The sequence below is a fragment of the Pseudomonas sp. SA233 genome, assembly GCF_054792385.1.
The window spans coordinates 3,666,076-3,690,771 of sequence record NZ_CP096449.1 but is presented as its reverse complement, the minus strand read 5'-3'; the positions used below and the strand labels follow the sequence as shown (position 1 = coordinate 3,690,771).

General features: G+C 61.3%; 31 protein-coding genes, 2 tRNA genes and 1 pseudogene. 13 read left to right on the top strand and 21 right to left on the bottom strand.

The features are described from left to right. Positions 1-34: 34 nt before the first annotated feature. The 4 genes from M1D87_RS17110 to M1D87_RS17095 form a co-directional block, all read right to left on the bottom strand. Positions 35-1,864, bottom strand: coding sequence for an SLC13 family permease (locus tag M1D87_RS17110; RefSeq protein WP_023662098.1), 1,830 nt, complete (start codon positions 1,862-1,864; stop codon positions 35-37). Positions 1,865-2,002: 138 nt separating this feature from the next. Next, on the bottom strand, positions 2,003-2,386 hold the full coding sequence (locus M1D87_RS17105) for a glycine zipper domain-containing protein (RefSeq protein WP_013973215.1): 384 nt from the start codon (positions 2,384-2,386) through the stop codon (positions 2,003-2,005). A gap of 74 nt (positions 2,387-2,460) precedes the next feature. After that, complete coding sequence (locus M1D87_RS17100; protein ID WP_003257401.1) at positions 2,461-2,652, bottom strand: hypothetical protein; 192 nt, start codon at positions 2,650-2,652, stop codon at positions 2,461-2,463. 129 nt (positions 2,653-2,781) lie between these two features. After that, complete coding sequence (locus M1D87_RS17095) at positions 2,782-3,072, bottom strand: RcnB family protein (protein ID WP_421091557.1); 291 nt, start codon at positions 3,070-3,072, stop codon at positions 2,782-2,784. 114 nt (positions 3,073-3,186) lie between these two features. On the opposite strand from M1D87_RS17095, the gene M1D87_RS17090 reads away from it, so the two are divergent. Both M1D87_RS17090 and M1D87_RS17085 read left to right on the top strand, forming a co-directional pair. Next, positions 3,187-3,537: a hypothetical protein gene (locus tag M1D87_RS17090; protein ID WP_016498900.1), complete on the top strand. Its 351-nt coding sequence runs from the start codon at positions 3,187-3,189 to the stop codon at positions 3,535-3,537. Positions 3,538-3,752: 215 nt separating this feature from the next. Beyond that, complete coding sequence (locus tag M1D87_RS17085; RefSeq protein ID WP_322264419.1) at positions 3,753-4,574, top strand: class I SAM-dependent methyltransferase; 822 nt, start codon at positions 3,753-3,755, stop codon at positions 4,572-4,574. On the opposite strand, the gene M1D87_RS17080 is transcribed toward M1D87_RS17085, so the two are convergent. From M1D87_RS17080 to M1D87_RS17065, 4 genes are all read right to left on the bottom strand, one after another. After that, positions 4,575-5,342 (bottom strand): SDR family oxidoreductase, encoded by a 768-nt coding sequence (locus tag M1D87_RS17080; RefSeq protein ID WP_039614494.1) that lies wholly within the window; start codon positions 5,340-5,342, stop codon positions 4,575-4,577. It lies immediately after the preceding gene. Positions 5,343-5,378: 36 nt separating this feature from the next. Beyond that, positions 5,379-6,446, bottom strand: a complete 1,068-nt coding sequence (locus tag M1D87_RS17075) for a phosphotransferase family protein (RefSeq protein WP_123084476.1) — start codon at positions 6,444-6,446, stop codon at positions 5,379-5,381. 294 nt (positions 6,447-6,740) lie between these two features. Further along, on the bottom strand, positions 6,741-7,058 hold the full coding sequence (locus M1D87_RS17070; protein WP_003257405.1) for an SCP2 sterol-binding domain-containing protein: 318 nt from the start codon (positions 7,056-7,058) through the stop codon (positions 6,741-6,743). A gap of 56 nt (positions 7,059-7,114) precedes the next feature. Continuing rightward, complete coding sequence (locus M1D87_RS17065; protein WP_123084477.1) at positions 7,115-7,825, bottom strand: histidine phosphatase family protein; 711 nt, start codon at positions 7,823-7,825, stop codon at positions 7,115-7,117. A 197-nt stretch (positions 7,826-8,022) separates the two neighbouring features. Between M1D87_RS17065 and sohB the strand changes: the two genes are divergently transcribed. The 3 genes from sohB (at position 8,023) to M1D87_RS17050 (ending at position 10,110) form a co-directional block, all read left to right on the top strand. Then, on the top strand, positions 8,023-9,042 hold the full coding sequence (gene sohB / locus M1D87_RS17060; RefSeq protein ID WP_023662815.1) for a protease SohB: 1,020 nt from the start codon (positions 8,023-8,025) through the stop codon (positions 9,040-9,042). 154 nt (positions 9,043-9,196) lie between these two features. After that, positions 9,197-9,270: transfer RNA gene (locus M1D87_RS17055), tRNA-Cys, on the top strand. Positions 9,271-9,663: 393 nt separating this feature from the next. Then, positions 9,664-10,110 carry a hypothetical protein gene (locus tag M1D87_RS17050; RefSeq protein ID WP_148043853.1) on the top strand — a complete coding sequence of 149 codons (447 nt, stop codon included), beginning with the start codon at positions 9,664-9,666 and terminating at the stop codon, positions 10,108-10,110. Positions 10,111-10,233: 123 nt separating this feature from the next. Here M1D87_RS17050 and M1D87_RS17045 read toward each other — a convergent pair whose 3' ends face one another. The 4 genes from M1D87_RS17045 to M1D87_RS17030 form a co-directional block, all read right to left on the bottom strand. Then, a complete protein-coding gene (locus M1D87_RS17045) occupies positions 10,234-10,524 on the bottom strand; it encodes a DUF1330 domain-containing protein (protein ID WP_123084479.1) in 291 nt (96 codons plus the stop codon). A 39-nt stretch (positions 10,525-10,563) separates the two neighbouring features. Continuing rightward, positions 10,564-11,118, bottom strand: coding sequence for a pyridoxamine 5'-phosphate oxidase family protein (locus tag M1D87_RS17040; RefSeq protein ID WP_123084539.1), 555 nt, complete (start codon positions 11,116-11,118; stop codon positions 10,564-10,566). Between the two features lie 56 nt (positions 11,119-11,174). After that, the gene (locus M1D87_RS17035; RefSeq protein WP_123084480.1) at positions 11,175-11,879 is read right to left on the bottom strand and encodes an SDR family oxidoreductase; all 705 of its coding nucleotides are present in this window, start codon (positions 11,877-11,879) and stop codon (positions 11,175-11,177) included. Between the two features lie 98 nt (positions 11,880-11,977). Beyond that, entirely contained in the window at positions 11,978-12,871 is an 894-nt protein-coding gene (locus M1D87_RS17030; RefSeq protein ID WP_123084481.1) for a LysR substrate-binding domain-containing protein, read from the bottom strand. Between the two features lie 217 nt (positions 12,872-13,088). Here M1D87_RS17030 and M1D87_RS17025 point away from each other — a divergent pair, with 217 nt between their 5' ends. Beyond that, on the top strand, positions 13,089-14,303 hold the full coding sequence (locus tag M1D87_RS17025; RefSeq protein WP_123084482.1) for an aldose 1-epimerase family protein: 1,215 nt from the start codon (positions 13,089-13,091) through the stop codon (positions 14,301-14,303). A 78-nt stretch (positions 14,304-14,381) separates the two neighbouring features. On the opposite strand, the gene M1D87_RS17020 is transcribed toward M1D87_RS17025, so the two are convergent. From M1D87_RS17020 to M1D87_RS17005, 4 genes are read right to left on the bottom strand one after another with little or no spacing between them, the layout of a single operon-like run. Next, positions 14,382-14,849, bottom strand: a complete 468-nt coding sequence (locus tag M1D87_RS17020) for a DoxX family protein (protein ID WP_061305873.1) — start codon at positions 14,847-14,849, stop codon at positions 14,382-14,384. 10 nt (positions 14,850-14,859) lie between these two features. Further along, complete coding sequence (locus M1D87_RS17015) at positions 14,860-15,615, bottom strand: HvfC/BufC N-terminal domain-containing protein (protein WP_123084483.1); 756 nt, start codon at positions 15,613-15,615, stop codon at positions 14,860-14,862. Then, positions 15,612-16,445, bottom strand: a complete 834-nt coding sequence (gene bufB / locus M1D87_RS17010) for an MNIO family bufferin maturase (protein WP_123084484.1) — start codon at positions 16,443-16,445, stop codon at positions 15,612-15,614. Before bufB ends, M1D87_RS17015 begins: the two co-directional genes overlap by 4 nt. Positions 16,446-16,461: 16 nt before the next feature. After that, positions 16,462-16,749 carry a BufA1 family periplasmic bufferin-type metallophore gene (locus M1D87_RS17005; RefSeq protein ID WP_061305797.1) on the bottom strand — a complete coding sequence of 96 codons (288 nt, stop codon included), beginning with the start codon at positions 16,747-16,749 and terminating at the stop codon, positions 16,462-16,464. Positions 16,750-16,979: 230 nt separating this feature from the next. On the opposite strand from M1D87_RS17005, the gene M1D87_RS17000 reads away from it, so the two are divergent. Continuing rightward, on the top strand, positions 16,980-17,570 hold the full coding sequence (locus M1D87_RS17000; RefSeq protein ID WP_123084485.1) for a sigma-70 family RNA polymerase sigma factor: 591 nt from the start codon (positions 16,980-16,982) through the stop codon (positions 17,568-17,570). After that, a pseudogene (locus M1D87_RS16995) lies at positions 17,557-18,135 on the top strand (DUF1109 domain-containing protein); the annotation flags it as partial. The gene M1D87_RS17000 and the pseudogene M1D87_RS16995, both read left to right, overlap by 14 nt. On the opposite strand, the gene M1D87_RS16990 reads toward M1D87_RS16995, so the two are convergent. The 3 genes from M1D87_RS16990 to adhP all read right to left on the bottom strand — a co-directional run bounded on the left by M1D87_RS16990 (position 18,052) and on the right by adhP (position 19,934). Then, positions 18,052-18,243 carry a hypothetical protein gene (locus M1D87_RS16990; RefSeq protein WP_461241456.1) on the bottom strand — a complete coding sequence of 64 codons (192 nt, stop codon included), beginning with the start codon at positions 18,241-18,243 and terminating at the stop codon, positions 18,052-18,054. The pseudogene M1D87_RS16995 and the gene M1D87_RS16990 sit on opposite strands and share 84 nt — an antisense overlap. A gap of 278 nt (positions 18,244-18,521) precedes the next feature. After that, on the bottom strand, positions 18,522-18,758 hold the full coding sequence (locus M1D87_RS16985) for a hypothetical protein (RefSeq protein ID WP_013973199.1): 237 nt from the start codon (positions 18,756-18,758) through the stop codon (positions 18,522-18,524). A 165-nt stretch (positions 18,759-18,923) separates the two neighbouring features. Beyond that, positions 18,924-19,934, bottom strand: coding sequence for an alcohol dehydrogenase AdhP (gene adhP / locus M1D87_RS16980; protein ID WP_013973198.1), 1,011 nt, complete (start codon positions 19,932-19,934; stop codon positions 18,924-18,926). 459 nt (positions 19,935-20,393) lie between these two features. On the opposite strand from adhP, the gene M1D87_RS16975 reads away from it, so the two are divergent. Further along, on the top strand, positions 20,394-20,591 hold the full coding sequence (locus M1D87_RS16975) for a hypothetical protein (RefSeq protein ID WP_013973197.1): 198 nt from the start codon (positions 20,394-20,396) through the stop codon (positions 20,589-20,591). Between the two features lies 1 nt (position 20,592). Here M1D87_RS16975 and M1D87_RS16970 read toward each other — a convergent pair whose 3' ends face one another. Both M1D87_RS16970 and M1D87_RS16965 read right to left on the bottom strand, forming a co-directional pair. Continuing rightward, a complete protein-coding gene (locus M1D87_RS16970; protein WP_123084487.1) occupies positions 20,593-21,006 on the bottom strand; it encodes a DoxX family protein in 414 nt (137 codons plus the stop codon). Between the two features lie 105 nt (positions 21,007-21,111). After that, a tRNA-Leu gene (locus M1D87_RS16965) sits at positions 21,112-21,196 on the bottom strand. Positions 21,197-21,398: 202 nt separating this feature from the next. Between M1D87_RS16965 and M1D87_RS16960 the strand changes: the two genes are divergently transcribed. Genes M1D87_RS16960 through M1D87_RS16945 form a run of 4 tightly spaced genes read left to right on the top strand, consistent with a single transcriptional unit; the run spans position 21,399 to position 24,694 of the window. Then, the gene (locus tag M1D87_RS16960) at positions 21,399-21,674 is read left to right on the top strand and encodes a hypothetical protein (RefSeq protein WP_024087373.1); all 276 of its coding nucleotides are present in this window, start codon (positions 21,399-21,401) and stop codon (positions 21,672-21,674) included. Between the two features lie 42 nt (positions 21,675-21,716). After that, entirely contained in the window at positions 21,717-22,877 is a 1,161-nt protein-coding gene (locus M1D87_RS16955; protein ID WP_123084488.1) for a two-component system sensor histidine kinase NtrB, read from the top strand. Between the two features lie 6 nt (positions 22,878-22,883). Further along, positions 22,884-24,329 (top strand): ATPase domain-containing protein, encoded by a 1,446-nt coding sequence (locus tag M1D87_RS16950; protein ID WP_039614485.1) that lies wholly within the window; start codon positions 22,884-22,886, stop codon positions 24,327-24,329. Positions 24,330-24,340: 11 nt separating this feature from the next. Further along, positions 24,341-24,694, top strand: coding sequence for a response regulator (locus M1D87_RS16945; RefSeq protein WP_123084489.1), 354 nt, complete (start codon positions 24,341-24,343; stop codon positions 24,692-24,694). Positions 24,695-24,696 lie beyond the last annotated feature (2 nt).

Genomic DNA, 24,696 nt, shown 5'->3' with positions numbered 1-24,696 from the left:
ATAATGCCAAATCGCCTTCATTCGTAGCCAAGCCCTACAGCCCAAAGAACCACGGCACCATCAACACGGTCACCAGCATCACCAGTATGGTGAACGGCACACCAACTTTGACGAAGTCGGCGAAGCGGTATTGCCCCGGGCCAAGTACCAGGGTGTTCACCGGCGATGACACCGGCGTCATGAAGGCCGCCGAGGCAGCCAGTGCCACGGTCATGGCAAAAGGGTAGGGCGACATGCCCAGCTGCGTGGCGGTGCTGACGGCCACGGGGGCCATCAGTACCGCAGTGGCCGTGTTGGAGATGAACAGGCCGATCACCGCCGTGACCGCGAACAGGCAGGCAAGGATGGCACTGGGGCCGGCACCGCCCAGCACGCTGACCAGGCCGCCCACTGCCAGGTCGATGCCGCCGGTTTTCTGCAGTGCCTGGGCAAAGGGCAGCATACCGACGATCAGCACCAGGCTTTGCCAGTGGATGGCCCGGTAGGCGCTGTTCATGTCGATGCAGCGGCCTGCGCCCATCAGCAGGCAGCCGATCAGCGCGGCAATGACATTGGGGACCGCGCCGCTGACCATCAGCCCGACCATCACCGCCAGGCTCAGCAACGCCTGTGGTGCGCGGGTGCGGGCGGGCGCGACCAGGTCGATTTCCGCGGGCAGGCTCAGTACCAGGAAGTCCTTGGGCTTGCTTTGCAACTGGCGCACGGCTTTCCACGGGCCGACTACCAGCAGGGTGTCGCCCAGGCGCAGCTTTTCTTCCACCAGCTGTTCTTCGATCGCCACCTGCTCGCGGCGCAAGCCGACAACGTTGAGGTCGAAGCGCGTGCGGAAGGCCAGTTCGAGGACGCTCTTGCCGAGCAGTTTCGAACCCGGTGGCAGCAATACCTCGGCCATGCCCAGCTCCTGGGACTGGTCGATGAAGTAGGCCGCCTTGAAGTGCAGCGGCTCCAGCTGCATGGTCTGGCACAGGCTGCGCAGGTCGTCGCGGTTGGCGAACAGGTCGAGCAGCAGCACATCGCCCTGGTGCAGCACGGTGCTGGAGTCGGCGGCGATCACCCGCGTGGTGAACTTGTGCTGGCGCTCGATGCCGATCACGTTGGCGCCATGCCGGGTGCGCAGCTCCAGCTCGCCCAGGGTATGACCGATCAGCGGTGAATGGGGGCGGATGCGCAGGCGCCGTTCACGGCCATTGAGCTTGTAGTCCAGCACCAGGTCCAGCAGGGTGCGGCGGCTTTCCACGCGGCCGTCCTTGCGCACTTCGCCATTCAGCCAGTGCCGGGTCAGCAGCATGTAGCCGATGCCCAGCACCAGCACCACCAGGCCGAACGGGGTGAAGCTGAAGAAGCTGAAGCCCGCTTCGCCATGGCGTACCAGCTCGCTGTGTACCACCACGTTGGGCGGTGTGGCCACCAGGCTGAGCATGCCGCTGATCAGGCCGGCGAAAGCCAGCGGCATCATCAGGCGGGCGGGCGAAAGCTGCAGGCGTGCAGCGATGCTCAGCACCACCGGAATGAAAATGGCCACCACGCCGGTGGAGCTCATCATCGAACCCAGCCCCGCCACGGCTACCATCAGCAACACCAGCAGGCGCGCCTCGCTGTTGCCGGCCCGCTCGCTCATCCATTCGCCGATACGGTAGGCAATGCCGGTGCGCACCAGGCCTTCACCGATCACGAACAAGGCGGCGATCAACACCACGTTGGGGTCACTGAAACCGGCCAGCGCCTGCTCCACGGTGAGGATGCCCGACAGCGGCAGGGCGAGGATCACCAGTAGCGCGACCACGTCCATGCGTGGGCGGTTGATGACGAACAGGGTGATGACGATGGCCAGCAGGCCAAGGACCCATAGCAGCTCTTGGTTCATGGGGAGGCGGTGTTCCTTCACACGGGGGCACGATAGACAGTAGCAGCCAGTGTGCCGGATTGTGCTGAAGGGGGTGTTGATGTACTGCAGGGTTTGCAAAACAAAAGGGGCCGCATTGCGGCCCCTTTGTCACTGGAATCAGTGACGGTGACGGTGGTGCTTGCCGTTGTTGTCGCCCAGGTGGTTGCCGATGGCACCACCGGCCGCACCACCCAGGCCGGCACCCACGGTGGAGCCGGTCTTGCCGCCCACCGCGCCGCCCAGCAGCGAACCGCCCGCCGAGCCCAGGCCACCGCCAATGGCGGCTTCGGTACGGTTGCCCTTGCGTGCACCTACCGCACTGCCGGCTGCGCCGCCGAGGCCGGCGCCGATGGCCGCCCCCGTTTTGCCGCCGATCTGTTGACCGACAACGTTACCCAGAACACCACCCAGGCCACCGCCAATGGCGGCGGTACCGTCACCGGCGAAAGCGCCCTGGCACAGCAGCAGGCCGAGGGCAAGGGAAGGCAGAGTCAGACGCATGATACGAACCTCAAAGGAATCATCAGGTTAAGGTGCCGCGCAATGGGCGGCGGGCCAGGGTTGAAAAAGACGTTTCAGCGGTAGTAGCGGTCACCACGATATCGACGATAGTCGTCATCATCGTCGTCGCGGTCATGCCGATGGTGGTGGCGATGGTCACGGTCACGGTCACGCCAGCCATCGTCGTCGTCATGGTAGCGATGGCTATGGCACCCGGCAGTCAGCAGGACAACAGCAATCAGCGAAAGGCTTGCAAGACGGGTCATCACGATATAGGTCCTTGATCCGCAAAGGTTTACGGCACACCTCCTGAGACTGGAAAGGATCCATTTGGTTTCGCTGGCAGGCAAAAAATTGTCGTGCCAGCGAGAGCGGCGGGAGTGAAGAGTGTTGAATCAGCGGGCTGACTGGATCGCCAGCACCACACCGTTGGTGATCTGCACCAGCACGTAGCGCCCACCCATGTCTACCCAGTGGCTTTCCTTTTCCGGTGCTGGCAGGCCCTTGGCTTTCCAGTCGTTGATAGCCTGGTCATCGCGTTTGTACTGGTCGGGTGCCTTGTCGCCGACCTTGAGCTCGCGGTTGTGGGTTTCTGGTGCGGTGACGCTTTCTTCGCTGGAGGGGGCTGCGGTGGCAGCCAGGGGCAGGCTGGCAAGGACGGCGAACAGCAGGTGGGGCAGTTTCATGGTTATCTCCTTGTGAAGGAATGCCTTAACTGCGACAGCCACCTGAGCGCGACAATTCACTCGCGATGCTTGCCAGTGCTAGAGTCGCCTTCTTTTTTATCCTGAGGATGGAACATGCGTGCGATTCTGCCGATGGCCGCGGCGTTGATGCTGGTCGGTTGTGCTTCTGCGACCATGGAAACGGCCCGAGGCGGCAAGCCGACCGCGCAGCTCGACTCGCACAAGGCGCCGGAACTGGTGGCCCAGTGCATCCAGTTCAGCTGGCAGGAAGAGAAGGTATTCGGCGACGACGCCAGTGGTTATCTCGAACCACGCAAGCAAGGTGGCTTCACCGTGTATACCCGTGAGGCCGAGGCGTTCGTGGACGTGTACCCGCAGGCGGGTGGGGCGCGGGTGGATTACTACGCGCAGAAGAACGACGGTGTGGCCCTGCAGCGCCGGGCGGCGGCGGCGACCTGCCTGTAACGGCTGGTTGACTTGGCAGGGGCTCTGTGTGGTCGGGTGGGAGCGGGCGCGCCCGCGAACACCGGCGTAGCCGGTGCCAGTCACCGCGTTGTTTCTTCGCGGGCACGCCCGCTCCCACAGTGACCGCACCAGCTTTACAATTTTTAGCAAGGCTGTCCTGTCGCAGGGAGATTGGTGGAGGCTAGCATGAGCCCCCAAGAATCAAGGAAGACACCATGGACCGCTCACTGCAACTCAACCGCGCCAGCTGGGATGAACGTGCCCCGCTGCACGCTGCTTCCAACGACTACGAAGTCGAACGGCTCGTCCAGCATCCCGAACACCTTTCCGAAACCGTACGCTTCGACCTGCCATTGCTTGGCAATATCGACGGGCTCAACGCCGTCCACCTGCAGTGCCACATCGGTACCGATACCCTCTCGCTGGCGCGCCTTGGTGCCAAGGTCTGTGGCCTGGACTATTCCGCGGCTTCGCTGGCCGAGGCGCGTGCGTTGGCCCAGCGCTGTGCGGCACCCATCGGGTATGTCGAGTCCGACGTCTACGCCGCCGACAAGGTGTTGCCGGCCGGCACGTTCGACCTGGTCTACACCGGCATCGGCGCGCTCTGCTGGCTGCCTCGCATCGAGCCGTGGGCGCGTACTGTCGCGGCCCTGCTGAAGCCGGGTGGGCGGTTGTTCCTGCGCGACGGGCACCCGATGCTGATGGCAGTCAACGAAGACCACCAGGACCGCCTGCAACTCGAATACCCGTATTTCGAACACGAAGAGCCGACGGTGTGGCACAACGACCAGACCTACGTCGAAACCGAGCAGCGCCTTTCCCACACCGAAACCCACGAGTGGAACCACGGCCTGGGCGAGGTGATCAGCGCCTTGCTGGCCCACGGCCTGCAACTGACCGCCCTGGTCGAGCACCAGAGCATCCCCTGGGAGGCGCTGCCGGGGCAGATGGTCAAGGGCGACGACGGTGAATATCGCCTGCGCGAGCAGCCCGCACGCCTGCCCCTGAGCTACACCCTGGTTGCAGTAAAAGCCTGATCAGGACAGGTAGCCACCGTCGACATTGAGTGCGGTACCGGTGGTGTAACTGGAGGCATCGCTGGCCAGGTACAACACGGCACCGGCCATTTCCTTGGGGTCGGCCACGCGCTTGAGCGGGATCTGCTGCAGCGCGGCGTTGAGGATGGCGTCGTTCTTCACCAGTGCCGAGGCGAACTTGGTGTCGGTCAGGCCTGGCAGCAGGGCGTTGCAGCGGATCCCGAACTGCGCGCACTCCTTGGCGAAGACCTTGGTCATGTTGATGACTGCCGCCTTGGTCACCGAATAGATGCCCTGGAACAGGCCGGGTGAAACCCCGTTGATCGACGCCACGTTGATGATGCTGCCGCCACCTTGCTCGCGCATCAGCTTGCCGGCCTCGACCGACATGAAGAAGTAGCCCCGGATGTTCACGTCCACGGTCTTCTGGAAAGCACCCGGGTCGGTATCCAGCACGTTGCAGAACTGCGGGTTGGTCGCCGCATTGTTGACCAGGATGTCCAGCCGCCCGAATTGTTCGCGGATGCCGGCAAACACCTGCTGGATCTGCTCCAGTTCACCGATGTGGCAGGCCACCGCCGTTGCCTTGCCACCGGCGGCGATGATGGCGTCAGCCACCTGCTGGCAACCGTCGAGCTTGCGGCTGGACACGATCACATGGGCACCTTGCTGAGCCAACAGGTGGGCGATGGCCTCGCCGATGCCACGGCTGGCGCCGGAAACGAAGGCAATCTTGCCGTCGAGGTCGAACAGGTGGGTCTTGGACATGCTGTTTTCCTTGTTATCCGTCGTCGAGGTCGGGGCTCAGAGGCTGGACTTGGCGATGACCTGCATGGTCATCTGCTCCAGCAAGCGGTTCATGTGGATGAACTGGGCGAAGCGCTTGTCCTGGGTCTGGCCGTGGTAATAGCGGTAGTAGATCTGCTGGACGATGCCGGCCAGGCGGAACAGGCCATAGCAATAGTAGTAATCGAAGTTGTCCAGGCGGATGCCGGCGCGCTCGGCGTAGTAATCGACGAACTGGCGGCGGGTGAGCATGCCCGGCGCGTTGCTCGGCTGGCGACGCATCAGCTGCACCGGCGCCGGGTCGTCGGCCTCGATCCAGTAGGCCAGGCTGTTGCCCAGGTCCATCAGCGGGTCGCCCAAGGTGGCCATTTCCCAGTCCAGCACGCCGATGATGCGCATGGGGTTGTCGGCATCGAGGATCACGTTGTCGAAACGGTAGTCGTTGTGCACGATGCCGGGCCTCGGGTGGTCGGCGGGCATTTTCTCGTGCAGCCAGGCAGTCACCTGTTCCCAGCGCGGGGCGTCGGGGGTCAGGGCCTTTTCATAGCGGCTGGTCCAGCCCTCGATCTGGCGCTGCACATAGCCTTCCGGTTTGCCCAAGTCGGCCAGGCCGCAGGCGTTGTAGTCCACCTGGTGCAGTTCCACCAGGCGGTCGATGAAGCTCTTGCACAGGGCCTCGGTGCGGTTGGCGTCGAGGCCCAGCTCGGCCGGGATGTCCGAGCGCAGGATAACGCCCTTGACCCGCTCCATCACATAGAACTCTCCGCCGATCAGGCTGCTATCGGTGCAGTGCACATAGGCCTTGGGGCAGTAGGGGAAGCCGCTGTTCAGCTGGTTGAGGATGCGAAACTCGCGGCCCATGTCGTGGGCCGACTTGGCCTTCTGCCCGAACGGTGGACGGCGCAGCACGAAGTCGCGGCCCGGGTAGCTGACCAGGTAGGTAAGGTTGGAGGCGCCGCCAGGGAACTGGCTGATGCTCGGCAGGCCATCCAGGCCGCGGATGTTGGCTTTGAGGTAAGGGTCGATGACAGCCGCGTCGAGTTCTTCGCCGGGGCGTACCTGGGTGGACTGGTCGGTGAGCGTCATGCGTTTTCCTTATTCTCGATCGCAAGGACTATTGGCTAATCTAATGGTCTGCCTAGGATGGAACAAGCGTGCCAGATGCCATATAGGTGAGGGTGTTGCTGCCTGATCAACTGCTTTGATGAAGCGACTGCCCCTATCGCCGGCAAGCCAGCTCCCACAGGTAAAGCGACAACCTCGAGAGCAACGCTGTACCTGTGGGAGCTGGCTTGCCGGCGATAGGGCCCGAACAGGCGGGCAAAAAAAAACCGAAGCCGGTCAGGCTTCGGTTTTTCGATCATCCGCTATTTCCAGCCCTCAGGACGGGAACAGCTCGCTGAGCTTCATCGACAGCATCATGTCGCCTTCAACGCGCAGCTTGCCGCCCATGAATGCCTGCATGCCGTCGGTTTCGCCGCTGACGATACCCTTCAGGGTTTCGCTGTCCATCACCAGGGTGCAGTTGGCATCCGGGTTTTCGCCTTCCTGCAGGTCGCAGGTGCCGTCCTTGACGATCAGCGCGTAGTGCTTGTCTTCGTCGGTGATGTTGAAGCCGAACACCAGGTCCAGGCCGGCGGCAGCGGATGGGTTGAACTTCTCTTGCATCTTTTTGACGGCATCAGCTACGGAGGTCATGGCGCATTCCTTATAGAGTGATTTACACGTCCCTGCAGGGACACAACAAACCGGGCTCATCGATAGGTGACAAGCTCCGGCGCCCTCAACAGCTGCACATGGGCCTGGCTGTTGAAGGAAGACAGTGCCACGTCGCGGCCGCGGAACTTCAGTTGGCTGAGCGACGTGTTGATGATCTGCCAGTTCAGGGCGAACGCCTGGCCGGGGGTAATACAGGTAACCAGGTGGAGCAGGGCGGCAATGGTACCGCCCGAGGTGAATATGGCGATATTGTCACCGCTGCCGGCGGCATCCAGTACGCGCTGCAGGCCGCCTTGCACGCGGGCGGTGAACGCCTGCCAGGTTTCCAGGCCGTCATCGGCATGTTCGCCGTCATGCCATCGCTGCACCATCAGTGCGAACAGGCGCTGGAACTCGCTGCGGTGCTGCGCGCCATTGCGCAGGATGTGCAGGGCGTCGGGCTCCTGCGGCAGCAACCCGGGCAACAGGGCACGAATCACGCCATCGGCATCGAACTCATTGAATGCTGTATCGGTCTCAACAGCCGGCACCGGGCAGCCATTGGCGTGCAATGCTTCAAGGGTAAGGCGCGCGGTATCCTGCTGGCGGCGTAGGTCGCCTGCCACGCAGCGGTCCAGCCGTACTCCGAGCTTGGCGAGGTGTTCACCCAGAGCCTGGCTCTGGCGCACGCCTACGGGCGAGAGGACATCGTAGTCATCGGCGCCGAAGGAGGCTTGGCCATGTCGGATCAGGTAGAGGTTGCCCACGAAAGGTTCCGGCCTGTTGGAGGTTGCTGCGAGGTTAGGATGCGGCACACGGGCTGTCAACGAAAAAACATACAAGCGTTTGAAAAGGTTGTTTGAAAGATGTTGCCAGCGTTTGCCACGGCTGGCAGCACCTCAGGCGCAACGGTATGCTTGCTACAGTTACGCGCCGTAGTGGCGCAAGTCTTTAAGGAGTCAACGTGGAGTTTCTTGCTGAATACGCAAGCTTTCTCGCCAAAACCGCCACCCTGGTCATCGCCATCCTGATAGTGCTGTCGGCCATCGCCGGGCTGCGCGGCAAGGGGCGGCGCAAATCGGGTGGGCAATTGCAGGTCACCCGCCTGAACGAGTTCTACAAGGACCTGCGCGAGCGCCTGGAATCCGGCCTGCTGGACAAGGCCCAGCTCAAGGCCCTGCGCAAGCAGCAGGCCAAGGCGGAAAAGCGGCAGAAGAAGGGCAAGGCCGAGGAAAAGGGCCGGGTCTTCGTGCTTGATTTCGATGGCGACATCAAAGCTTCTGCCACCGAAAGCCTGCGCAACGAAATCACCGCGCTGCTCACCCTCGCCACCCCGCGCGACGAGGTGGTGCTACGCCTTGAAAGCGGTGGTGGCCTGGTGCACAGCTATGGCCTGGCCGCATCGCAGCTGGCGCGCATTCGCCAGGCCGGCATCCCGTTGACCGTGTGCATCGACAAGGTGGCCGCCAGTGGCGGGTACATGATGGCCTGCATTGGCGAGAAGATCGTCAGCGCACCGTTCGCCGTATTGGGTTCCATTGGCGTGGTGGCGCAGCTGCCCAACGTCAACCGCCTGCTGAAGAAGCACGACATCGATTTCGAAGTGCTGACCGCCGGTGAATACAAGCGCACCCTGACCGTGTTCGGCGAGAACACCGAGAAAGGCCGGGAGAAGTTCCAGGAAGACCTGGACATCACCCACCAGTTGTTCAAGGACTTCGTTGCCCGCTATCGCCCGCAGCTGCACATCGACGAAGTGGCCACCGGCGAAGTCTGGCTGGGCGTCGCGGCACTCAACCGCAAGCTGGTGGACGAATTGCAGACCAGCGACGAGTACCTCAGCGAACGCGCGCGCAACGCCAACCTGTTCCACCTGCACTACGCCGAACGCAAGAGCCTGCAGGAGCGAATCGGCATGGCTGCCAGTGGCACCGTGGAGAACACAGTGGTGGGCTTGTGGAGTAAACTCGGCCGCCTGCGCTAACACCTTGAACCCGTTGAAATTTTTTTTCGTTCAGGGGGTTGCAAGGTTAAAGGAATGAAGACATAATGGCGCCCATCGAAACGCAGCAAACTTTGAAAAAGGTTCAGCGTTTCAAGGAGATAGCGAAGCGCAAGCTGCTAGATCCGACCTTTGAGGCCGAGTAGCAAAGTGGTTATGCTCCGGATTGCAAATCCGTCTACGCCGGTTCGATTCCGACCTCGGCCTCCACCATTCGAAAGCCCCGCAGATTAACGTCTGCGGGGTTTTTCTTTGCGGGTTGGAAAAACTACGAGTTCCGAAACTGCAGGCTTTCGAGTGCTTGGTGATCGCACCGACGCGACGGTAAGCGCAGTCGGTAATGTGCATGAGCGTTTTGTATGCCGTAGAAGCACCAGCCCAGTGCTCCAGCCACTTGGCATATCTCCGCTTCTCATCATCGGGCATTCGCACCCTTCATGTGAGTAGTTGGGCGGGTGTAAGGCACACAGATGGGATGGAGGGGCGGGTTGTTTGTGGGCCTGGTAAGTCGTGAATAGCGCTCGGATAAAGTCGCGTAGTGCGCTGATGTATGCAATTGCCTTAGAATGCTCGCCTTTCACCCCTCAAAGGAATGAATACGTGGTGAGCAATAACGCAATCTGCTGCCCGCAATGCCAAGGTCAAAACGTCCAGCTTCTGTCTATCATCCATGCTGCTGGCACTTCTCACATACAAGCAACCCACCAAGCGCAATCCCAATCCGGATTCGGACCAAGCGTGACCGTTGAAACTTCAGGTCGGCATCAGACCAATTTGGCGGCAAGCGTCGGTCCACCTCCAGGTAAGCGCTTGCTTGGCCCGGTCATCCTTACAGGGGTTGGCGCAATCATCTTGTACGATGGCCTCAAGCTTATGAACACGTTCTGGGGCGTTGATTGGTCAAGGTTCTTCATAGGCGTGATATTTATCACCGTCGGTGTAATTGGATTCGTTCGCCACTGGAAATTCAACGTCGCACAGTACGACAAATTGGAAGAGTGGCGCCGCACTTGGATGTGCCACGCTTGTGGCACTCGATTCATTCCGTAAACGGTATTGAGAGGGCACCTGCGGGTGCCTTTTCTTTTGGCAGAGCTATTCAGTATTGCACTGGAGGAGGGGAACGATGCCGGACGCTATCGTCCCATGGCATCCGTATCATCGAACCCTTGATCAGCCTATATCCCCCTCAACGATGAGCAACTCACGACGATAGGCGCGTAATGCCATCGCCTTTGCTTCCGAATAGGCGGGATCGGCATAGCACGCTTTGGCCTGGGCATAACTGTCGAACTCGACCGCCAGCGCCCGCGTGCTGGTATGCGACTCAACCAGCGCTGTCGAATCGAGAACCTTGAGCCTGGCGCCATACTGCTCGGCGATTGGCGCCCACAACCGGCCATATTCCTGCTGCGCCTGCGTGTCGGTAACAGCAGTCCCCAGAATGATCCAGTAACCTTTCATCAATTACTCCTGTTTGCATGTTCTGTACGAGAAGCCGCCTCAGGGAGCCAGCCAGGAGGATTGCCACAATCCTTCATGGCGCAGGAAGCGAGCTCGTTGCTGAACGGGGCGTGTGAGATCCAACCACTCCAGCGCTCGCGGCTCGATGCATAGGATTGCGAAGTGCTCGAAACCGCCCTGGATGCATTCGTAGGCGACTTCAGGGCTTTCAATCACCTGCCCCGGCACAGCGCCATGACGGAACAATGCCTGTGTCTTGTCACGCGCCGCCGACCAGCAGCGTCGTCGATGCCCGATATCCTCGACCAGGGTGGCGAGCCCCTCCATGCGCACCTGGGTCAGGCCGCAGGGGCTCAGTGCCGTTAGTGCAACGCGTGGATCAACGGCAATCTGCGTGCATTTTGCCGAGCGCCTGTCCGCGTAAAAGTACAGCGCGCCTGCACGGGCATCGGCATCCCGCAGTACAACTGTCCTGGAAACGGGCCAACCTTGCTCGTCCAGGGTGGACAATTGCATGAGCCGATAAGGGTTGCGCACCGGGCCGACCGGGATCGCCAGTTGCGTCCATATGGTCTGAAACAGATCGTCCAGCATGAAATAAACCATGTTCCATGAAACGAGGGCCGCAGCAGTGCTGCGGCCACGGACGATCAGATGCTGCGTGTTACGCCGCCATCGACCCTGATGTTCTGCCCGGTGATGTAGGCCGCGCCTTCGCTAGCAAGGAACGCAATGGTCGCAGCGATTTCTTCGCTGGTGCCGTAGCGCTTGAGCGGCACGCTGTCGCGGCGTTGCTCGGTGCTCGGCAAGCTGTCGATCCAGCCAGGGAGGACGTTGTTGATGCGCACGTTATCGCCGGCGAAATTGTCGGCGAAGATCTTGGTGAACGCGGCAAGGCCCGAGCGGAATACCGCAGAAGTGGGGAACAGTTCGCTGGGTTCGAACGCCCAGGCAGTGGAGATGTTGATGATCGCTCCGCTCTTCTGACGCTGCATGTAAGGCGTCACCAGGCGAGTCGGGCGAATGACATTGAGCAGGTAAGTATCCATGCCCTTGTGCCAATCCTCGTCGCTGATTTCCAGGATTGGCGCGCGCGGACCATGGCCGGCGCTATTGACCAGCACATCGATACGGCCCCACTTCTCCACGACAGCGTTGACCAGGCGTTGCAGGTCTTCAACCGACTGGTTGCTACCGGTTACACCAATACCGCCGAGTTCGGCAGCCAACGCCTCGCCCTTGCCCGAAGAGGAGAGAATCCCAACCTTGAAGCCGTCGGCGGCCAGGCGTCGTGCTGCCGCTGCGCCCATGCCGCTGCCACCTGCCGTGATAATTGCAACTTTTTCTACTGACATGCTGCCTCCAATCTCTCAATGCTGATTTTTCAGGTGCATTCACCTTAGCAGCAGCCCCATTGGTGAGGGAGACAGCTAAACTTCACTATTACGATAGATTAACTATCGGCAGCTTGTTGCTTGAGCCAGCGTTGGACCACGCTCAACGAGTCCGGCTGTTTCATCTTGCGTGGCCAGACCAGATAAAACGACTTGTCGATCCTGAGTTGCTGGGTAAAAACCTGCATCAGCCGGCCTGCGGCAATGTCATCACCGACGAACGCAGGGCTGGCCAGGGCAATGCCCTGGCCGCTGATTGCCGCTTCAATGGCTAATGAGGTCTGATTGAAACGCAGGTTTCTGGCTGTGGGCTGCATGTGTTGTGGGAACAGCTCTGCAAGGAACTGAGGCCAGAAATTATGGGCATCGTGCAACATGACGAAATCCTGCAATTGCGCAAAGCTTGCAGGTATTTCGCTGTCTTCGAACAGCTTTGGGCTGGCCACCGCAACGATTAGCTGCTCCATCAGCAGTTCGCTATTCAAGCCCGCTCCGAACTCGGGCTTGCCATAACGGACAGCGATATCCACACCATCGGTGCTGAAGTGTGATAGCCGATCGGTTGCCAGCACACGCAAATCGATGTCTGGATGACTCTGCGCAAAATTGCCGAGCCTGGGAATCAGCCATTTTGAGGCGAAGGTAGGTGTAACGCTGACTGTCAGGTGAGAAGTCTGTGGCCGAAGCAGGCGTGTTGCCTCGTCGATCATGGCCAGTGCACTTCGAATGCTCCCGCTATAGCCCAGGCCTGCATCAGTCAACGCCAAACCGCGGGGTAGGCGTTCAAACAAACGCAGATCCAGGCTCGCTTCCAGCCCGCGTATCTGCTGGGCAACTGCCGCCTGGGTCACACCCAGTTCCTCGGCAGCCAAACGGAAGTTCAAGCGGCGAGCCACCACTTCAAAAACACGCAACGCGTTCAGCGAGGGCAAATCAGGGAAACCGTCTGGCATGGCAATGAAAATTCTATCGAGTTGTGCAGTTTTTCTGTTTCTCTGATGCCTTCACAAGGTTGATAACCTGATCGGGCTCGAAAGATTCACTGTGTCGAGGCTACTCCCCGAAAATAGCTAAAGAAACCCGTGCCAATCGAAAGCATCGCTTGGCTAGCTTGCTGAAACGTTTCTTCGTGTCTATAAAGGGGAACAACTCCAAGAAAGGCAACCTGTTATGCCCCTCCTCAAATTCTTCGTTGCACTCGGCGCCCTGTCCGCAGCCTCCCACACCATGGCCTGGGATTACGTTCTGCTCGACACCGACAAAGCCGCCCAGAACTGGCAGATCACCAGCCAGCAACTTGGCGTAAAAACCGACAAGCCCTTCAGCGTTACCTTGCGCACCTTGCACGGAGGCCGGCAAGAGGGTGTCAGCATCGTCGACATCGATAACGGTACGATGAAACTTTCGGTCGTGCCGACCCGTGGAATGAACGTCTTGCAGGCGTCGGTCGGCAATGTGCGCATGGGCTGGGATTCGCCGGTCAAGGAAGTGGTCAACCCGTCCTTCATCGACCTCAACGGGCGCAATGGCCTGGGCTGGCTGGAAGGTTTCAATGAACTGGTCACCCGCTGCGGTTACGAATGGGTCGGCCACCCTGGCGTCGACAACGGCGAACTGCTGACCCTGCACGGTCGGGCTGCCAACATTCCTGCGAACCAAGTCACCCTGCACATTGATGAGAAGCCCCCTTACGCCATTACCTTGCGTGGTGTACTGAAAGAGCAGGCATTCAAGAAAGTCGACTTCTCCGTCGTGACCGAACTGGTCACCGAACCCGGCAGCGTGAAGTTCGCCCTCAACGACACCCTGACCAACAACGGCGACTATCCGAAGGAATACCAGGCGCTTTATCACAGTAACTTCAGCACCCCGTTTCTGGAGCAGGGCGCTCGTTTTGCCGCGCCAGTGAAACAAGTGTCGCCGTTCAACGACAAGGCACGGGGCGATCTGGCCGATTGGCAAACCTACCGAGCACCCACCAAGGACTATGACGAAACGGTTTACAACGTGGTGCCGTATGCCGATGACCAGGGCAATACGTTGACTGTGTTGCATGACAAGGCTGGCAATCTGGGCGTTTCGGTCGGCTTCAATACTCGGACATTGCCTGTATTTTCCCTGTGGAAAAATACCGATACACAAGGCCAGGGTTATGTGACCGGGCTCGAGCCGGGGACGAGTTTTTCCTACAACCGCCGTTACCAGCGGCCACTGAACCTAGTGCCGACAATCGGGCCGAAGGAACACAGGCAGTTCCACATCAGCTACAGCTTGTTGGCGGACAAGGTGGCAGTGGACAAGGCCTTGAAGCAGGTTGGCGAGATACAAGGTGGGCGCGAAACCGAGGTGCGGCAGACGCCATTGGTTGATCTGACCAAGGGGTAACGCCGACGACCCTTTGCAGCCCCTCGAGCCGTCCATGAAACCATGGGTGATTCAATTCGCCGGTTGCAGGCGAAGCAGTCATCGAATACCCAGCACTCGATCCAGCGACCAGCTTCCGGCCCCTCGGCCGATCAGCAACAGCAGCAGGCCCGCCCAGACCAAGTGGGTGGGCCAGGCGTCCGGGTAGACGAAGACCTCGATTACCGTAGTCATGCCCAGCAGCGCGAGGGCCGATAGGCGGGTAAACAGGCCCAGTACCAACAACATCGGGAAGAAGTGCTCTGCATAGGTTGCCAAGTGCGCGGCGATGTGCGGTGGAAGCAGCGGCAGCATGTACTCGGTGCGGAACAGCTCGTAGGTGCTCGGGGTGATGCTCAGGAGGCCCTCGACCTTGGTGCGCCCGGAGAGAAAGAAGGTCGCGGCGATCCCGAATCGCGCTACCAGGAAGAGAAACGCGTCGCCGAGCCGGTGCTGCAATATGTCGGCCAGGCGATTCCAGCGCTGGCGCAGGCCGGTGCGGTGAAGGGGAGTGCGGGCGATATCCATGGTGGCTTTCTCAGGTGACGTTGATGGGACGGAACACCCCGGCGCCGAACAGGTGGCCGAGCAGGTCGTGGAAGTCGAGATCAGGTTGTGCAGCGAGCGCCAGGGCTGAGGCTCGGTCCAGATCGTTGCCGGCTGCGCAGGCGTCCAGGAAGGCGCAGCCGCCAACCTCCAGCGCATGCCAGGTGACGCCTTCGGCATGCCCGACGAGCAATGCGCCCTCACCTCGCCAGGGCAGTTCCTCCGGTATCGGCAGGGCCTCGCGGTTGTAACGCCAGATGCTGTAGATCGGTTGCCCGCTGAACCAGCTCCAGCGCACGCAGGTGCGCGGTACCAGGTGGCAGGCGGCGAGGTCGGAGGCGGTCATGCCTGCGAGGCTGGCGAGTTCCAACAGCGCTTGCGCAGGGGCGATGAAGGCCTCGGTCCACAGCCGGTCCAGGCGCGCCACGGGGCCAAGGTAGGGTAGTTCCCGCGCGGGTTCGAAGGCTTCGAGGAAGTTTGCGAAACCTTCCCCGTAAAGAATCAGCCGGGCGTCGCTAGGCGGCGTCTCGCGAGCGTGGATGGCGGCCGCTGCACGAAGCCAGTCTTTCCCAACCAGGCGTTCGATGGTCGGGAAGTTGTCGCACAGCGCATCGACGCAGCCCTTGAACACGGTATTGCGATACACCTCGAAGGCCGCCTGCGCGGTGACGCTTTGCAGTTCCGGGGCAGTGCGCTGGTAGAGGGCATAGACGAAGGCGTCCTGGAAGGCGCCGAGTGCCGTTTTCATGTGGTCACCTGAGCCAGGTTGAGGATCGCCTGGGCGCGCTCGCGCTCAGCCTGCAGAACGTCGAAGGCTGGCAGATGGTCGTCGCGCTCGATCAATGTCGGCCTAGGTCCGATACGTTGAATCAGGTGCCCGTAAAGCGCCCAGACCGGTTCGGCGACAGGTGCGTCGTGGGAATCGATTAGCAACTCGCCGCCCTCGTCGTGACTGTATCCGGCCAGGTGGATTTCGAGGATGGCCGCCGCCGGGAAGCGATCAAGATAGCGCTTGGTATCGAAGCCCAGGTTGTGTGCGCTGACGTGCACGTTGTTGACGTCCAGTAGCAGGCCACAGCCAGTGCGCAATGCCAGTTCCGCGAGGAAGTCGATCTCATCCCAGTCGTGGCCCTGCAGACGCACGTAATGGCTGGGGTTTTCGATGGCGATGCGCCGGCCCAGAGCTTCCTGGGTGCGTTGGATGTTTTCGGTTATGCGCCCCAGGGCCGCATGGCTACGCGGGAAGGGCAGCAGATCCGGGAGATACTGCCCGCGCCAACTGGACCAGGCTAGGTGCTCGGAAATCAGCAGCGGTTGCACCCGCTCGACCAGCACCCGCAAGCGTTGAAGGTGTGCCTCGTCAGGTGCGGCATCGGCCGCCAGGGACAGCGAAACCCCGTGCAGCGACAGTGGATGCCGCTCGGCGATCCGCTCCAGCCAGGCAAGGCGGGGACCGCCGACCATGTAATTCTCCGGATGCACTTCGAACCAGAGACCTTGGGCGGAGCAGGCGAAGGCCTGGGCATAGTGGTCGCCCCTCAACCCCAGCCCGGCGCCCAGTTTATGGATTGCGCTCATGGTCGGCGGCCTTGGCTCAGGCTTTGCTCGGGGTCAGCGAGCCCATGCCCTTGGGCGTTTTGATGGTAGTGCAGGTGCCGGCCGGAACGTTTTTCCAGTGCATACCGTCGTAGTCCTTCTTGGCGCTGCCCGCACAAGTGGTGCCGGCACCGGCCTTACAGTCATTCTTGCCGGCCTGGGCGACGCCGTAGCACTTCTCCATGGCCGCGCCATTGCTGGCTTTGGTGTTCATGTCGTCAGCCACAGCGCTACCGGTGATGGCGGCAAGAGCGAGGGCGGCGGTGGCGAGGGTCAGGGTTTTCATGGTGCGGTCTCCGGTTCGAATGAAGGGTCGCGGAAGGCTTTCCGGCGGCTCGATGAGTAGTTCGCTAGGGGAGGTGATCCGGTTACAGTGCCGCAAAACTTTTTTTGAGAATTCTTCGCCGCGGCCCTAACGTATTGAACGAATGCCTGTTTTTCTGCAAGCCAACGGCACGCCAGTTGGCTGGGGCGAGAGCGTGAAAGAATTCATTTACGGTGTAACCAGGACGGCCAATGCAACGAACTACCAGCCAGGAGGTGCTGATCGCACGTGAGGCTCAGCTGCAGGGGTTGTTGCTGCGTGGCCTGGACGGTGACGGCAGCGCGTACCGCGAGTTCCTCAGTGCGCTCGGCTCGCACCTGCGGGCGTTCCTAGGCCGGCGCCTGAGCCAGCGCCCCGGCGAGGTCGAAGACCTGCTGCAGGAAGTGCTACTGGCGGTCCACAATGCCCGCCACACCTACCGCGCGGACCAGCCTTTGACTGCCTGGGTGCAGGCCATCGCGCGCTACAAGCTGGCTGACTACTTCCGCGCCTTTGCGCACCGGGAGGCCCTCCACGATCCGTTGGCGGACGACGAGGGAGAACTGTTCGCCGTCGAGGATGGCGAACCCGCTCAGGCCAGCCGTGATCTGGGCAAGCTGCTGCGGCAGCTACCCGACAAGCAGCGCCTGCCAATCGTTCATGTAAAGCTGGAGGGCCTGTCGGTGGAGGAAACCGCCAGTCTGACCGGGCTTTCCAGCTCTGCCGTGAAGATCGGCATCCACCGAGGTCTCAAGGCCCTGGCGACTATCATCCGAGGATTACGAAACGATGAAGACCAATGAACTGATCGACCTGCTGAGCGCCGGTGAGGGCGCGGTGGACCGACACGTCTCTGGCAAGCGTTTCGCCTTTGGCTTGTTGGCCGGAGCTTTGGGCGCACTGCTGCTGATTACGGCCATCTTCGGTGTACGACCTGACCTGGGCGAGGTCGTACGCACGCCGCTGTTCTGGGCCAAGGTTGCGTTACCCGGCAGCCTTGCCTTTATTGCCCTGTGGCTGAACAGTCGCCTGGCGCGGCCAGGCGTGAATGGTGGGGCGGCCTGGGTGCTGCTGGTGCTGCCCGTACTGCTGGTCTGGATAGGCGGAGCGGTAGAGCTGACCGGAATACCTGCCGACGCCCGCGCCAGCCTGATCCTTGGCAAGACCTGGCGCACCTGCCCGCTGAACATTGCGCTGCTCTCGGTGCCGACCTTCGTCGGCGTGTTCTGGGCGCTGCGCGGCCTTGCGCCAACCCGCCTGCGCATTGTCGGCGCGGCGGGCGGGCTACTGGCGGGAGCCACGGCGACCCTGGCCTACTGCCTGCACTGCCCGGAGATGGGCATTCCATTCTGGGGCGTTTGGTATCTGCTTGGCATGTTGCTGCCGACCGTCATGGGCGTGCTGCTCGGACCTCGCTTGTTGCGCTGGTAGCGCGGCATTTCCGGTCTGGATGAGGCGACTGGCGTATCGCCGCACAAGCAGCGGTGCGCTAGGGTTATCGCAGGTGCGGGACGGTTCGGCGATTCATCCGGCCAGCATGTCGTCCCTATGGGGCGGCCTAATTGCATGAGCTTTGAATCGCCCCTGGTTTCGTGGACGCCTCGACCGGCCGCATCACGCCCTGAGGAAGTCAGTCAAGCCAAATCGAGGGTCTTGAGAAGCGGTGAACCGCGCTTCTCTGCGAGGATGTGCAGTATGTTCAGGCTTGAGAACGGCCGCAGGATCCATCGCCCGCCGCTCCGCCCATTCAAACGCTAGCCTTCAGGCGGGGATATCCCACAAACGAATTCATCCGATCCCAGGCGGTGCGAGCCGAACTCCACAACATAGCCTGCCCCGCGGCGCACCGCCTCGGCCCTGGCGGTCCTCTGGTCGGCAAACACATCGACGAAATGCCAGGGATGCCGGTCTCTCAGTACGCCCCATCCAAGTACCCAGCCGTCATTGTCCGGGTCGGGTGGCAGGTTTTTCGCCAAGCTGCGGATGCCCATACGTTCACTCCGATGTGCTAGCCAGTCTTCTGCTTGCGAACCGACTACAAACCACGACTTGGATAAAATCGTGTATCAAGCATAGCGCTTACCTGAAACCAGGACCTAAGGCGCGCCCATTTCAGGGTAGTGTGCGCTGCACCAACAGCCAGCGCACATGGGTCATCACCCCTCGAACTGAATCACCATCCGCCCTTTGATCTTGCCCTCCAGCATCTCATCGAAGATCTGGTTGATATCCTCGATCGGCCGCAGAGTCACCTTCGGCACCACTTTCCCTTCCGCCGCAAACTGGAAAGCTTCCTGCAGGTCCTGGCGGGTACCGACCAGCGAGCCGATCACTTCGATGCCGTCCAGCACCAGGCGAGGGATATTCAGGTTCATGGCTTCCGACGGCAGGCCGACCGCAACCAGGCGGCCACCCGCACGCAGGGCATCAACGGCCGAGTTGAAGGCAGCCTTGGCAACGGCGGTAACCACGGCGGCATGGGCGCCACCGGTCTTGGCCTGGATGACCTTGGCGGCATCCTCGGTGCGTGAGTTGATGACCAGGTCAGCGCCCATCTCGCTGGCGAAGCGCAGTTGCTCTTCATTGACGTCGATGGCGATCACTTTGGCGTTGAAGACGTTCTTGGCATATTGCAGGGCAAGGTTGCCCAGGCCGCCGAGGCCGTAGATGGCGATCCATTGGCCGGGGCGGATGTTGGAGATCTTCACCGCCTTGTAGGTGGTCACGCCGGCGCAGGTAATACTGCTGGCGGCAGCGGAGTCGAGCCCGTCGGGCACTTTGACCGAGTAGTCGGCCTTGACGATGCAGGCTTCGGCCATGCCGCCGTCCACGGTGTAGCCGGAGTTCTTCACTTCGCGGCACAGGGTTTCGTTGCCGCTGTTGCAATACTCGCAATGCCCGCAACCCTGGTAGAACCAGGCCACGCTGGCGCGGTCGCCCGGTTTGAGCGAGGTGACGCCTGGCCCTACTGCCTGGACCACGCCGATGCCTTCGTGACCTAGCACCACACCGGTCTTGTCACCGAAGTCGCCATTTTTCACATGCAGGTCGGTGTGGCACACACCGCAGCATTGCATCTTCAGCAGCGCTTCACCGTGCTCGAGGGGGCGCAGGGTTTTCTCCACAACTTCCACGCGACGGCCTGGTGCAACAACAGCAGCTTTCATAAGAGCCTCCGTATCCTGTTCCGAATGGGCTTGCTTATCGCCGGCTAAGCATAGCCCTGGGCCGATACGGTAAAACTGCCTCAGGTCATGGTCAGAGGCACTGTGCATGCCACAAAAAGAAAAGCCCGCGGCAACGATGCGGCGGGCTGTAAGAACATAGGGAGCAGGTTCAGTGTGCCCAGCGGGATGTCAGCATTTTGTGAAGCTCAGGTGATGGACTTGTCATGCATGGCTCAGCTCGAGGGTGGCCAGCATGGGCCGGGTTCCATGTGATTTCACTGCACTGGACGGAGGGGGAGTGGCAGCAATAAAAAAGCCCGCCGGGTATGGCGGGCAAGCAACGTTTGAAGGGAGAGCCTGCAGCTTGGGTCTGGCCGGTTAACCCAGCATTAAGCGGTAATGCATTGACCTGTGCAGCCGATCCGCCTATACAGGCCTGCCACCAGCCCAGGAGTCAGCATGCGCGACGAAGATGACCTGCACGAACCCGAACATGATCACCTGCTTGATCACGAATTCCTCTACGACGACACTGAAGCAGAAGCCGATGCCCGAGGCGTCGAGGATGACATCGAGGAAGACGAAGAAACGCTGGACGACCTTGATGAAGAAGAGCGTGATCACCCAGCCTGGTTCGACGACCGCGAAGACGACTGACTCAGCGCCCGTCCACCGAAAAACGCCCGGGGCCGCTTACCACCAGTAACAACATGCCGCCCATGATGCTGAGGTTTTTCAGGAACTGGGTCATGTTGGCGCTGCGCTCAGGGTCGACCATGTTCCAGAACGGGTGGCCCAGCAGCGCCGTGCCCAGTACGAACAACGCAAACAGTAAGGCCAGCGGCCGGGTGTAGAATCCGAGGATCAGCAGGATGCCGACGGCGAATTCCATGAGCACGGCTACTGCCGCTGCCAGCATGGGGGCAGGAGCGCCCAGTGAAGTCATGTAGCCGACCGTGCCTTCGAACCCGGTCAGCTTGCCCCAGCCAGACAAGACGAACAGGATCATCAGCAGCACACGGGCAATCAGGATAATGATGTCGCGTTGACCATCGAACAGGGAGTAGCGCATGGCGGCGTTCCAGTGGACGGGTTCAAGCTCCACTCTAGCAGCTGCGCAACACCTTGCAGGCGGGCAGCAAAAAGGCGCCGCGAGGGCGCCTTTTGCGAAGAAATTTGGTGCGAGTGGCGGGACTCGAACCCGCAAGGCTCACGCCGACAGATTTTAAGTCTGCTGTGTATACCAATTCCACCACACTCGCATGCTTGAAGGGGCCGTAACGACCAGCTCGCTTCTAAGCAGAAGGGCCTCGCAATCAAGCGCGCTTTATAACCCATTGTTATAGTTGAGTCAACCACAGCGCCTATGATCAACAGAATGAAGGGTCGATCGAATGGGCAATTGACACCTTGCTGTCATTACGCCACTGTTGCCCTTTTATTGGATCCAAAGAGTGTGCGGTCATGACTCTGTCCGATACTTCCGAGCGTATCGTGCACCCACGGCTGTTGTGGCGACTTTTGTTCGTGCTGGTCGTGGTGCTGGCGGCATTTCTCTACCTGAGCCTGATCAGCCTGGGCGGTTATCTGCTGATGCTGGGGTTCGATGCCGAACACTCTCAACCGCAGCGGCTGATGGCCCTGGCCGGTGGCGGGCTTATCCTGCTGGTCGGCTTGTGGCTGCTGAAAGTGGCGATGCCTCGGCGCATCAGCCCTGTGCTGGTTGAGCCTGGGCGTTGAACCTCGCAATGTTTTCCCTCCTGCTGTGCCGGTGGAGTTCGCATGGTTTCAGCTGACCGTCTCGATCACCCTGTCATGCCTGCCCACCGCTATGAACAACTGGTTCAGTCGGTGGTGGATTACGCCATTTACATGCTCGATCCTTCCGGCCATGTGGTGTCGTGGAACGCAGGCGCGCAACGTATCAAGGGGTACCGTGCCGATGAAGTGATCGGCCAGCATTTCTCGTTGTTCTTCACTCCGCAGGATTGCACCGAGGGCCGCCCGGAGCGCTTGCTGCGCCAGGCGCTGGAGCAGGGCGTGGCGCAGGATGAGGGCTGGCGCGTACGCAAGGACGGCTCGCAGTTCTGGGCGCTGGCCGCCCTGGATGTGATTCGCGATGACCAAGGCCAGATTGTCGGCCTGGCCAAGGTGACCCGGGACATCACCGACCGCCGCGAGTCGGCGCTGCAACTGGACGCGGTGCGCGCCCAGCTGTTCCAGGCACAGAAGCTGGAGGCCTTGGGCCAGTTGACCGGTGGCCTGGCGCATGACTTCAACAACATGTTGACCATCATCATCAGCTCGGCGCGCCTGGCGCTGGCCACCCAGGACCCGGCACGCGCCCAGCGCATGCTGCAGCATATTCTCGATGCCGGGCAGCGGGGCACCGAACTGACCCAGCAGCTGCTCAGCTTTGCCCGCCATCGCAAGCTTGATGTGGCTTGCGTCGCCCCGGCGCACCTTGTTACTGCCACCCGTGGTCTTCTGGAGCATGCGCTGCCTGGTTCGATCGACCTGAAGGTGCTGTTGCAACCGGATCTGCCCCTGATCGAGGTGGATGCTGGGCAATTGCAGATGGTGCTGCTCAACCTGTTGTTCAATGCCCGCGATGCCATCACGGGGCAGGGCCAGATCGGCTTGACCGTCGATGTGGTCGAGCTGACCGGCGAGGTGGAGGGCCTGCACGGCGGGTTTGTGCGTTTCGAGGTCGAAGACAGCGGCGAGGGCATCGCGCCAGCGGTACTGCCGCGGATCTTCGAACCATTTTTCACTACCAAGCCCTTTGGCAAGGGGACTGGTCTGGGCCTCAGCCAGGTGTATGGTTTTGCCAGGCAGAGCGGTGGTGCCATTTGCGTCGACAGTGAGCCCGGCCGGGGAACTTGCATGCAGCTTTACTTGCCAATCTATCAGGGCCAGACGGACAGCCAACTCGACAGGTAGAACACCATGGCACAGGCACTCAGGCGGCTGGTGACGGGGATCGATGGGCTCGATGCGTTGCTCCAGGGTGGCCTGGTGGCTGGCGCGTCCTACATCATTCAGGGCCCGCCGGGGGCTGGCAAGACCATCCTCGCCAATCAGCTGGCCTGCGGGCATGTGCGCGGTGGTGGCCGGGTGCTGGTGGCCACGTTGCTCAGCGAGTCGCACGAGCGGCTGTTCCAGTACCTGGCGACCCTGGAGTTCTTCGACCCGGCGCTGGTCGGTGATCCGATCCAGTTCGTCAGTGCCTTCGATACCCTGGAGCAGGAAGGCCTGGACGCCGTGGTACGGCTGCTGCGTCAGGAAATCGCCCGCCAGCAGGCCAGCCTGCTGATCGTCGATGGCGTGCTAAATGCCCGGGTGCGTGCGGAAACCGCGCTGGATACCAAGAAATTCGTCTCTGAACTACAGGGCCATGCGGCCTTTGCGGGCTGCACCGTGCTGCTGCTGACCAGCGCCCGGCTGGAAGAGGGTAGCCCGGAGCACACGATGGTCGACGGGGTGATCGAACTGGGCGAGCAACTGTTTGGCAGCCGCGCCGTGCGTCATATCCAGCTGCGCAAGACGCGGGGCAGTGCGGCGTTGTCGGGGCGCCATGAATGCCTCATCGATGAAACCGGCATGCATGTATACCCGCGCCTGGAGTCACTGTTCAGCCACCCCAGCCAGGCGGGCAGCGCCACCTTGGAGCGCATCGGCAGCGGGGTGGCGACCCTGGATGATATGCTCGGTGGCGGCTTGGCCACGGGCTCGGTCAGCCTGCTGATCGGGCCCTCGGGTATTGGCAAGACGTCATTGGGCCTGGCATTTCTCGGTGCCAGCAGCCTGCAGGCGCCGGGGCTGCATTTCGGCTTTTACGAAACGCCGGAGCGCCTGCGTATCAAGGCCGCGTCGCTGGGTTACGATTTTGCAGCCATGGAGCAGGCTGGCATCCTGCAGCTTTGCTGGCAGCCGACTACCGAGGGCCTGCTGGACCAGGTCGGTGCGCGCCTGCTCGAGCGGGTCGAAGCGCAAGGCAGCAAGCGCGTGCTGATCGACAGCCTGGGGGCGTTCAGCCGGCTGGCCATCGACCCCGCGCGGCTCAATGCGTTTTTCCGCGCCTTGGTCGGCGAACTGCGCGCGCGCGATGTCAGCGTGATGCTGACCTGGGAAATGCGCGACATTTTCGGCGCGGAAATCAGCGCCCCGGCCCCGGACCTGTCGAGCATCGTCGACAACTTGATGCTGATGCGCTTCGTCGAGCTGGATTCGCAGCTGCGGCGCATGCTGTCGATCCTCAAGGTGCGTGACAGCCACCATGACCCTGCCTTGCACGAGCTGCTGATCGGGCCGCAAGGCATTACCCTGCGCAAGGCGTTCGAAGGCGCCTGCGGTGTGCTTTCGGGAACGCCGGTGCCGCAGGGGAGCGGGTGACGGGGCGGGCGATGAACACCATCCTGATCGTCGATGACGAGTACCTGATTGCCGACATCCTCGGTTTTGCCCTGGAGGACGAGGGTTTTCTGGTGGAAAAGGCGAGCAACGGCTGCAAGGCGCTGGAGGCACTGAAGGAAAAGCGCTTTCAGCTGGTCATCACCGACTACATGATGCCACTGCTCAACGGTGAGGAGCTTGTGCGCTCGATGCGTGAAGACCCGGCCTTGAGCGAGTTGCCGGTCATCCTCATGAGTGGCGCGCAGGCCAATCAGGGATGCCCGGAACTGTTCGCCGCGGTGTTCGACAAACCGTTCGACATGGACTGTATGATCGCCAAGGTGCACGAACTGCTGGGCACCTGAGG

What these genes read in the sequence shown, in the direction of transcription:
- M1D87_RS17110 (WP_023662098.1), bottom strand. Translation starts at nt 1,864, where the DNA reads ATGAACCAAGAGCTGCTATGGGTCCTTGGCCTGCTGGCCATCGTCATC.
- M1D87_RS17105 (WP_013973215.1), bottom strand. Translation starts at nt 2,386, where the DNA reads ATGCGTCTGACTCTGCCTTCCCTTGCCCTCGGCCTGCTGCTGTGCCAG.
- M1D87_RS17100 (WP_003257401.1), bottom strand. Translation starts at nt 2,652, where the DNA reads ATGACCCGTCTTGCAAGCCTTTCGCTGATTGCTGTTGTCCTGCTGACT.
- M1D87_RS17095 (WP_421091557.1), bottom strand. Translation starts at nt 3,072, where the DNA reads ATGAAACTGCCCCACCTGCTGTTCGCCGTCCTTGCCAGCCTGCCCCTG.
- M1D87_RS17090 (WP_016498900.1), top strand. Translation starts at nt 3,187, where the DNA reads ATGCGTGCGATTCTGCCGATGGCCGCGGCGTTGATGCTGGTCGGTTGT.
- M1D87_RS17085 (WP_322264419.1), top strand. Translation starts at nt 3,753, where the DNA reads ATGGACCGCTCACTGCAACTCAACCGCGCCAGCTGGGATGAACGTGCC.
- M1D87_RS17080 (WP_039614494.1), bottom strand. Translation starts at nt 5,342, where the DNA reads ATGTCCAAGACCCACCTGTTCGACCTCGACGGCAAGATTGCCTTCGTT.
- M1D87_RS17075 (WP_123084476.1), bottom strand. Translation starts at nt 6,446, where the DNA reads ATGACGCTCACCGACCAGTCCACCCAGGTACGCCCCGGCGAAGAACTC.
- M1D87_RS17070 (WP_003257405.1), bottom strand. Translation starts at nt 7,058, where the DNA reads ATGACCTCCGTAGCTGATGCCGTCAAAAAGATGCAAGAGAAGTTCAAC.
- M1D87_RS17045 (WP_123084479.1), bottom strand. Translation starts at nt 10,524, where the DNA reads ATGAAAGGTTACTGGATCATTCTGGGGACTGCTGTTACCGACACGCAG.
- M1D87_RS17040 (WP_123084539.1), bottom strand. Translation starts at nt 11,118, where the DNA reads ATGCTGGACGATCTGTTTCAGACCATATGGACGCAACTGGCGATCCCG.
- M1D87_RS17035 (WP_123084480.1), bottom strand. Translation starts at nt 11,879, where the DNA reads ATGTCAGTAGAAAAAGTTGCAATTATCACGGCAGGTGGCAGCGGCATG.
- M1D87_RS17030 (WP_123084481.1), bottom strand. Translation starts at nt 12,871, where the DNA reads ATGCCAGACGGTTTCCCTGATTTGCCCTCGCTGAACGCGTTGCGTGTT.
- M1D87_RS17025 (WP_123084482.1), top strand. Translation starts at nt 13,089, where the DNA reads ATGCCCCTCCTCAAATTCTTCGTTGCACTCGGCGCCCTGTCCGCAGCC.
- M1D87_RS17020 (WP_061305873.1), bottom strand. Translation starts at nt 14,849, where the DNA reads ATGGATATCGCCCGCACTCCCCTTCACCGCACCGGCCTGCGCCAGCGC.
- M1D87_RS17015 (WP_123084483.1), bottom strand. Translation starts at nt 15,615, where the DNA reads ATGAAAACGGCACTCGGCGCCTTCCAGGACGCCTTCGTCTATGCCCTC.
- bufB (WP_123084484.1), bottom strand. Translation starts at nt 16,445, where the DNA reads ATGAGCGCAATCCATAAACTGGGCGCCGGGCTGGGGTTGAGGGGCGAC.
- M1D87_RS17005 (WP_061305797.1), bottom strand. Translation starts at nt 16,749, where the DNA reads ATGAAAACCCTGACCCTCGCCACCGCCGCCCTCGCTCTTGCCGCCATC.
- M1D87_RS17000 (WP_123084485.1), top strand. Translation starts at nt 16,980, where the DNA reads ATGCAACGAACTACCAGCCAGGAGGTGCTGATCGCACGTGAGGCTCAG.
- M1D87_RS16985 (WP_013973199.1), bottom strand. Translation starts at nt 18,758, where the DNA reads ATGGGCATCCGCAGCTTGGCGAAAAACCTGCCACCCGACCCGGACAAT.
- adhP (WP_013973198.1), bottom strand. Translation starts at nt 19,934, where the DNA reads ATGAAAGCTGCTGTTGTTGCACCAGGCCGTCGCGTGGAAGTTGTGGAG.
- M1D87_RS16975 (WP_013973197.1), top strand. Translation starts at nt 20,394, where the DNA reads ATGCGCGACGAAGATGACCTGCACGAACCCGAACATGATCACCTGCTT.
- M1D87_RS16970 (WP_123084487.1), bottom strand. Translation starts at nt 21,006, where the DNA reads ATGCGCTACTCCCTGTTCGATGGTCAACGCGACATCATTATCCTGATT.
- M1D87_RS16960 (WP_024087373.1), top strand. Translation starts at nt 21,399, where the DNA reads ATGACTCTGTCCGATACTTCCGAGCGTATCGTGCACCCACGGCTGTTG.
- M1D87_RS16955 (WP_123084488.1), top strand. Translation starts at nt 21,717, where the DNA reads ATGGTTTCAGCTGACCGTCTCGATCACCCTGTCATGCCTGCCCACCGC.
- M1D87_RS16950 (WP_039614485.1), top strand. Translation starts at nt 22,884, where the DNA reads ATGGCACAGGCACTCAGGCGGCTGGTGACGGGGATCGATGGGCTCGAT.
- M1D87_RS16945 (WP_123084489.1), top strand. Translation starts at nt 24,341, where the DNA reads ATGAACACCATCCTGATCGTCGATGACGAGTACCTGATTGCCGACATC.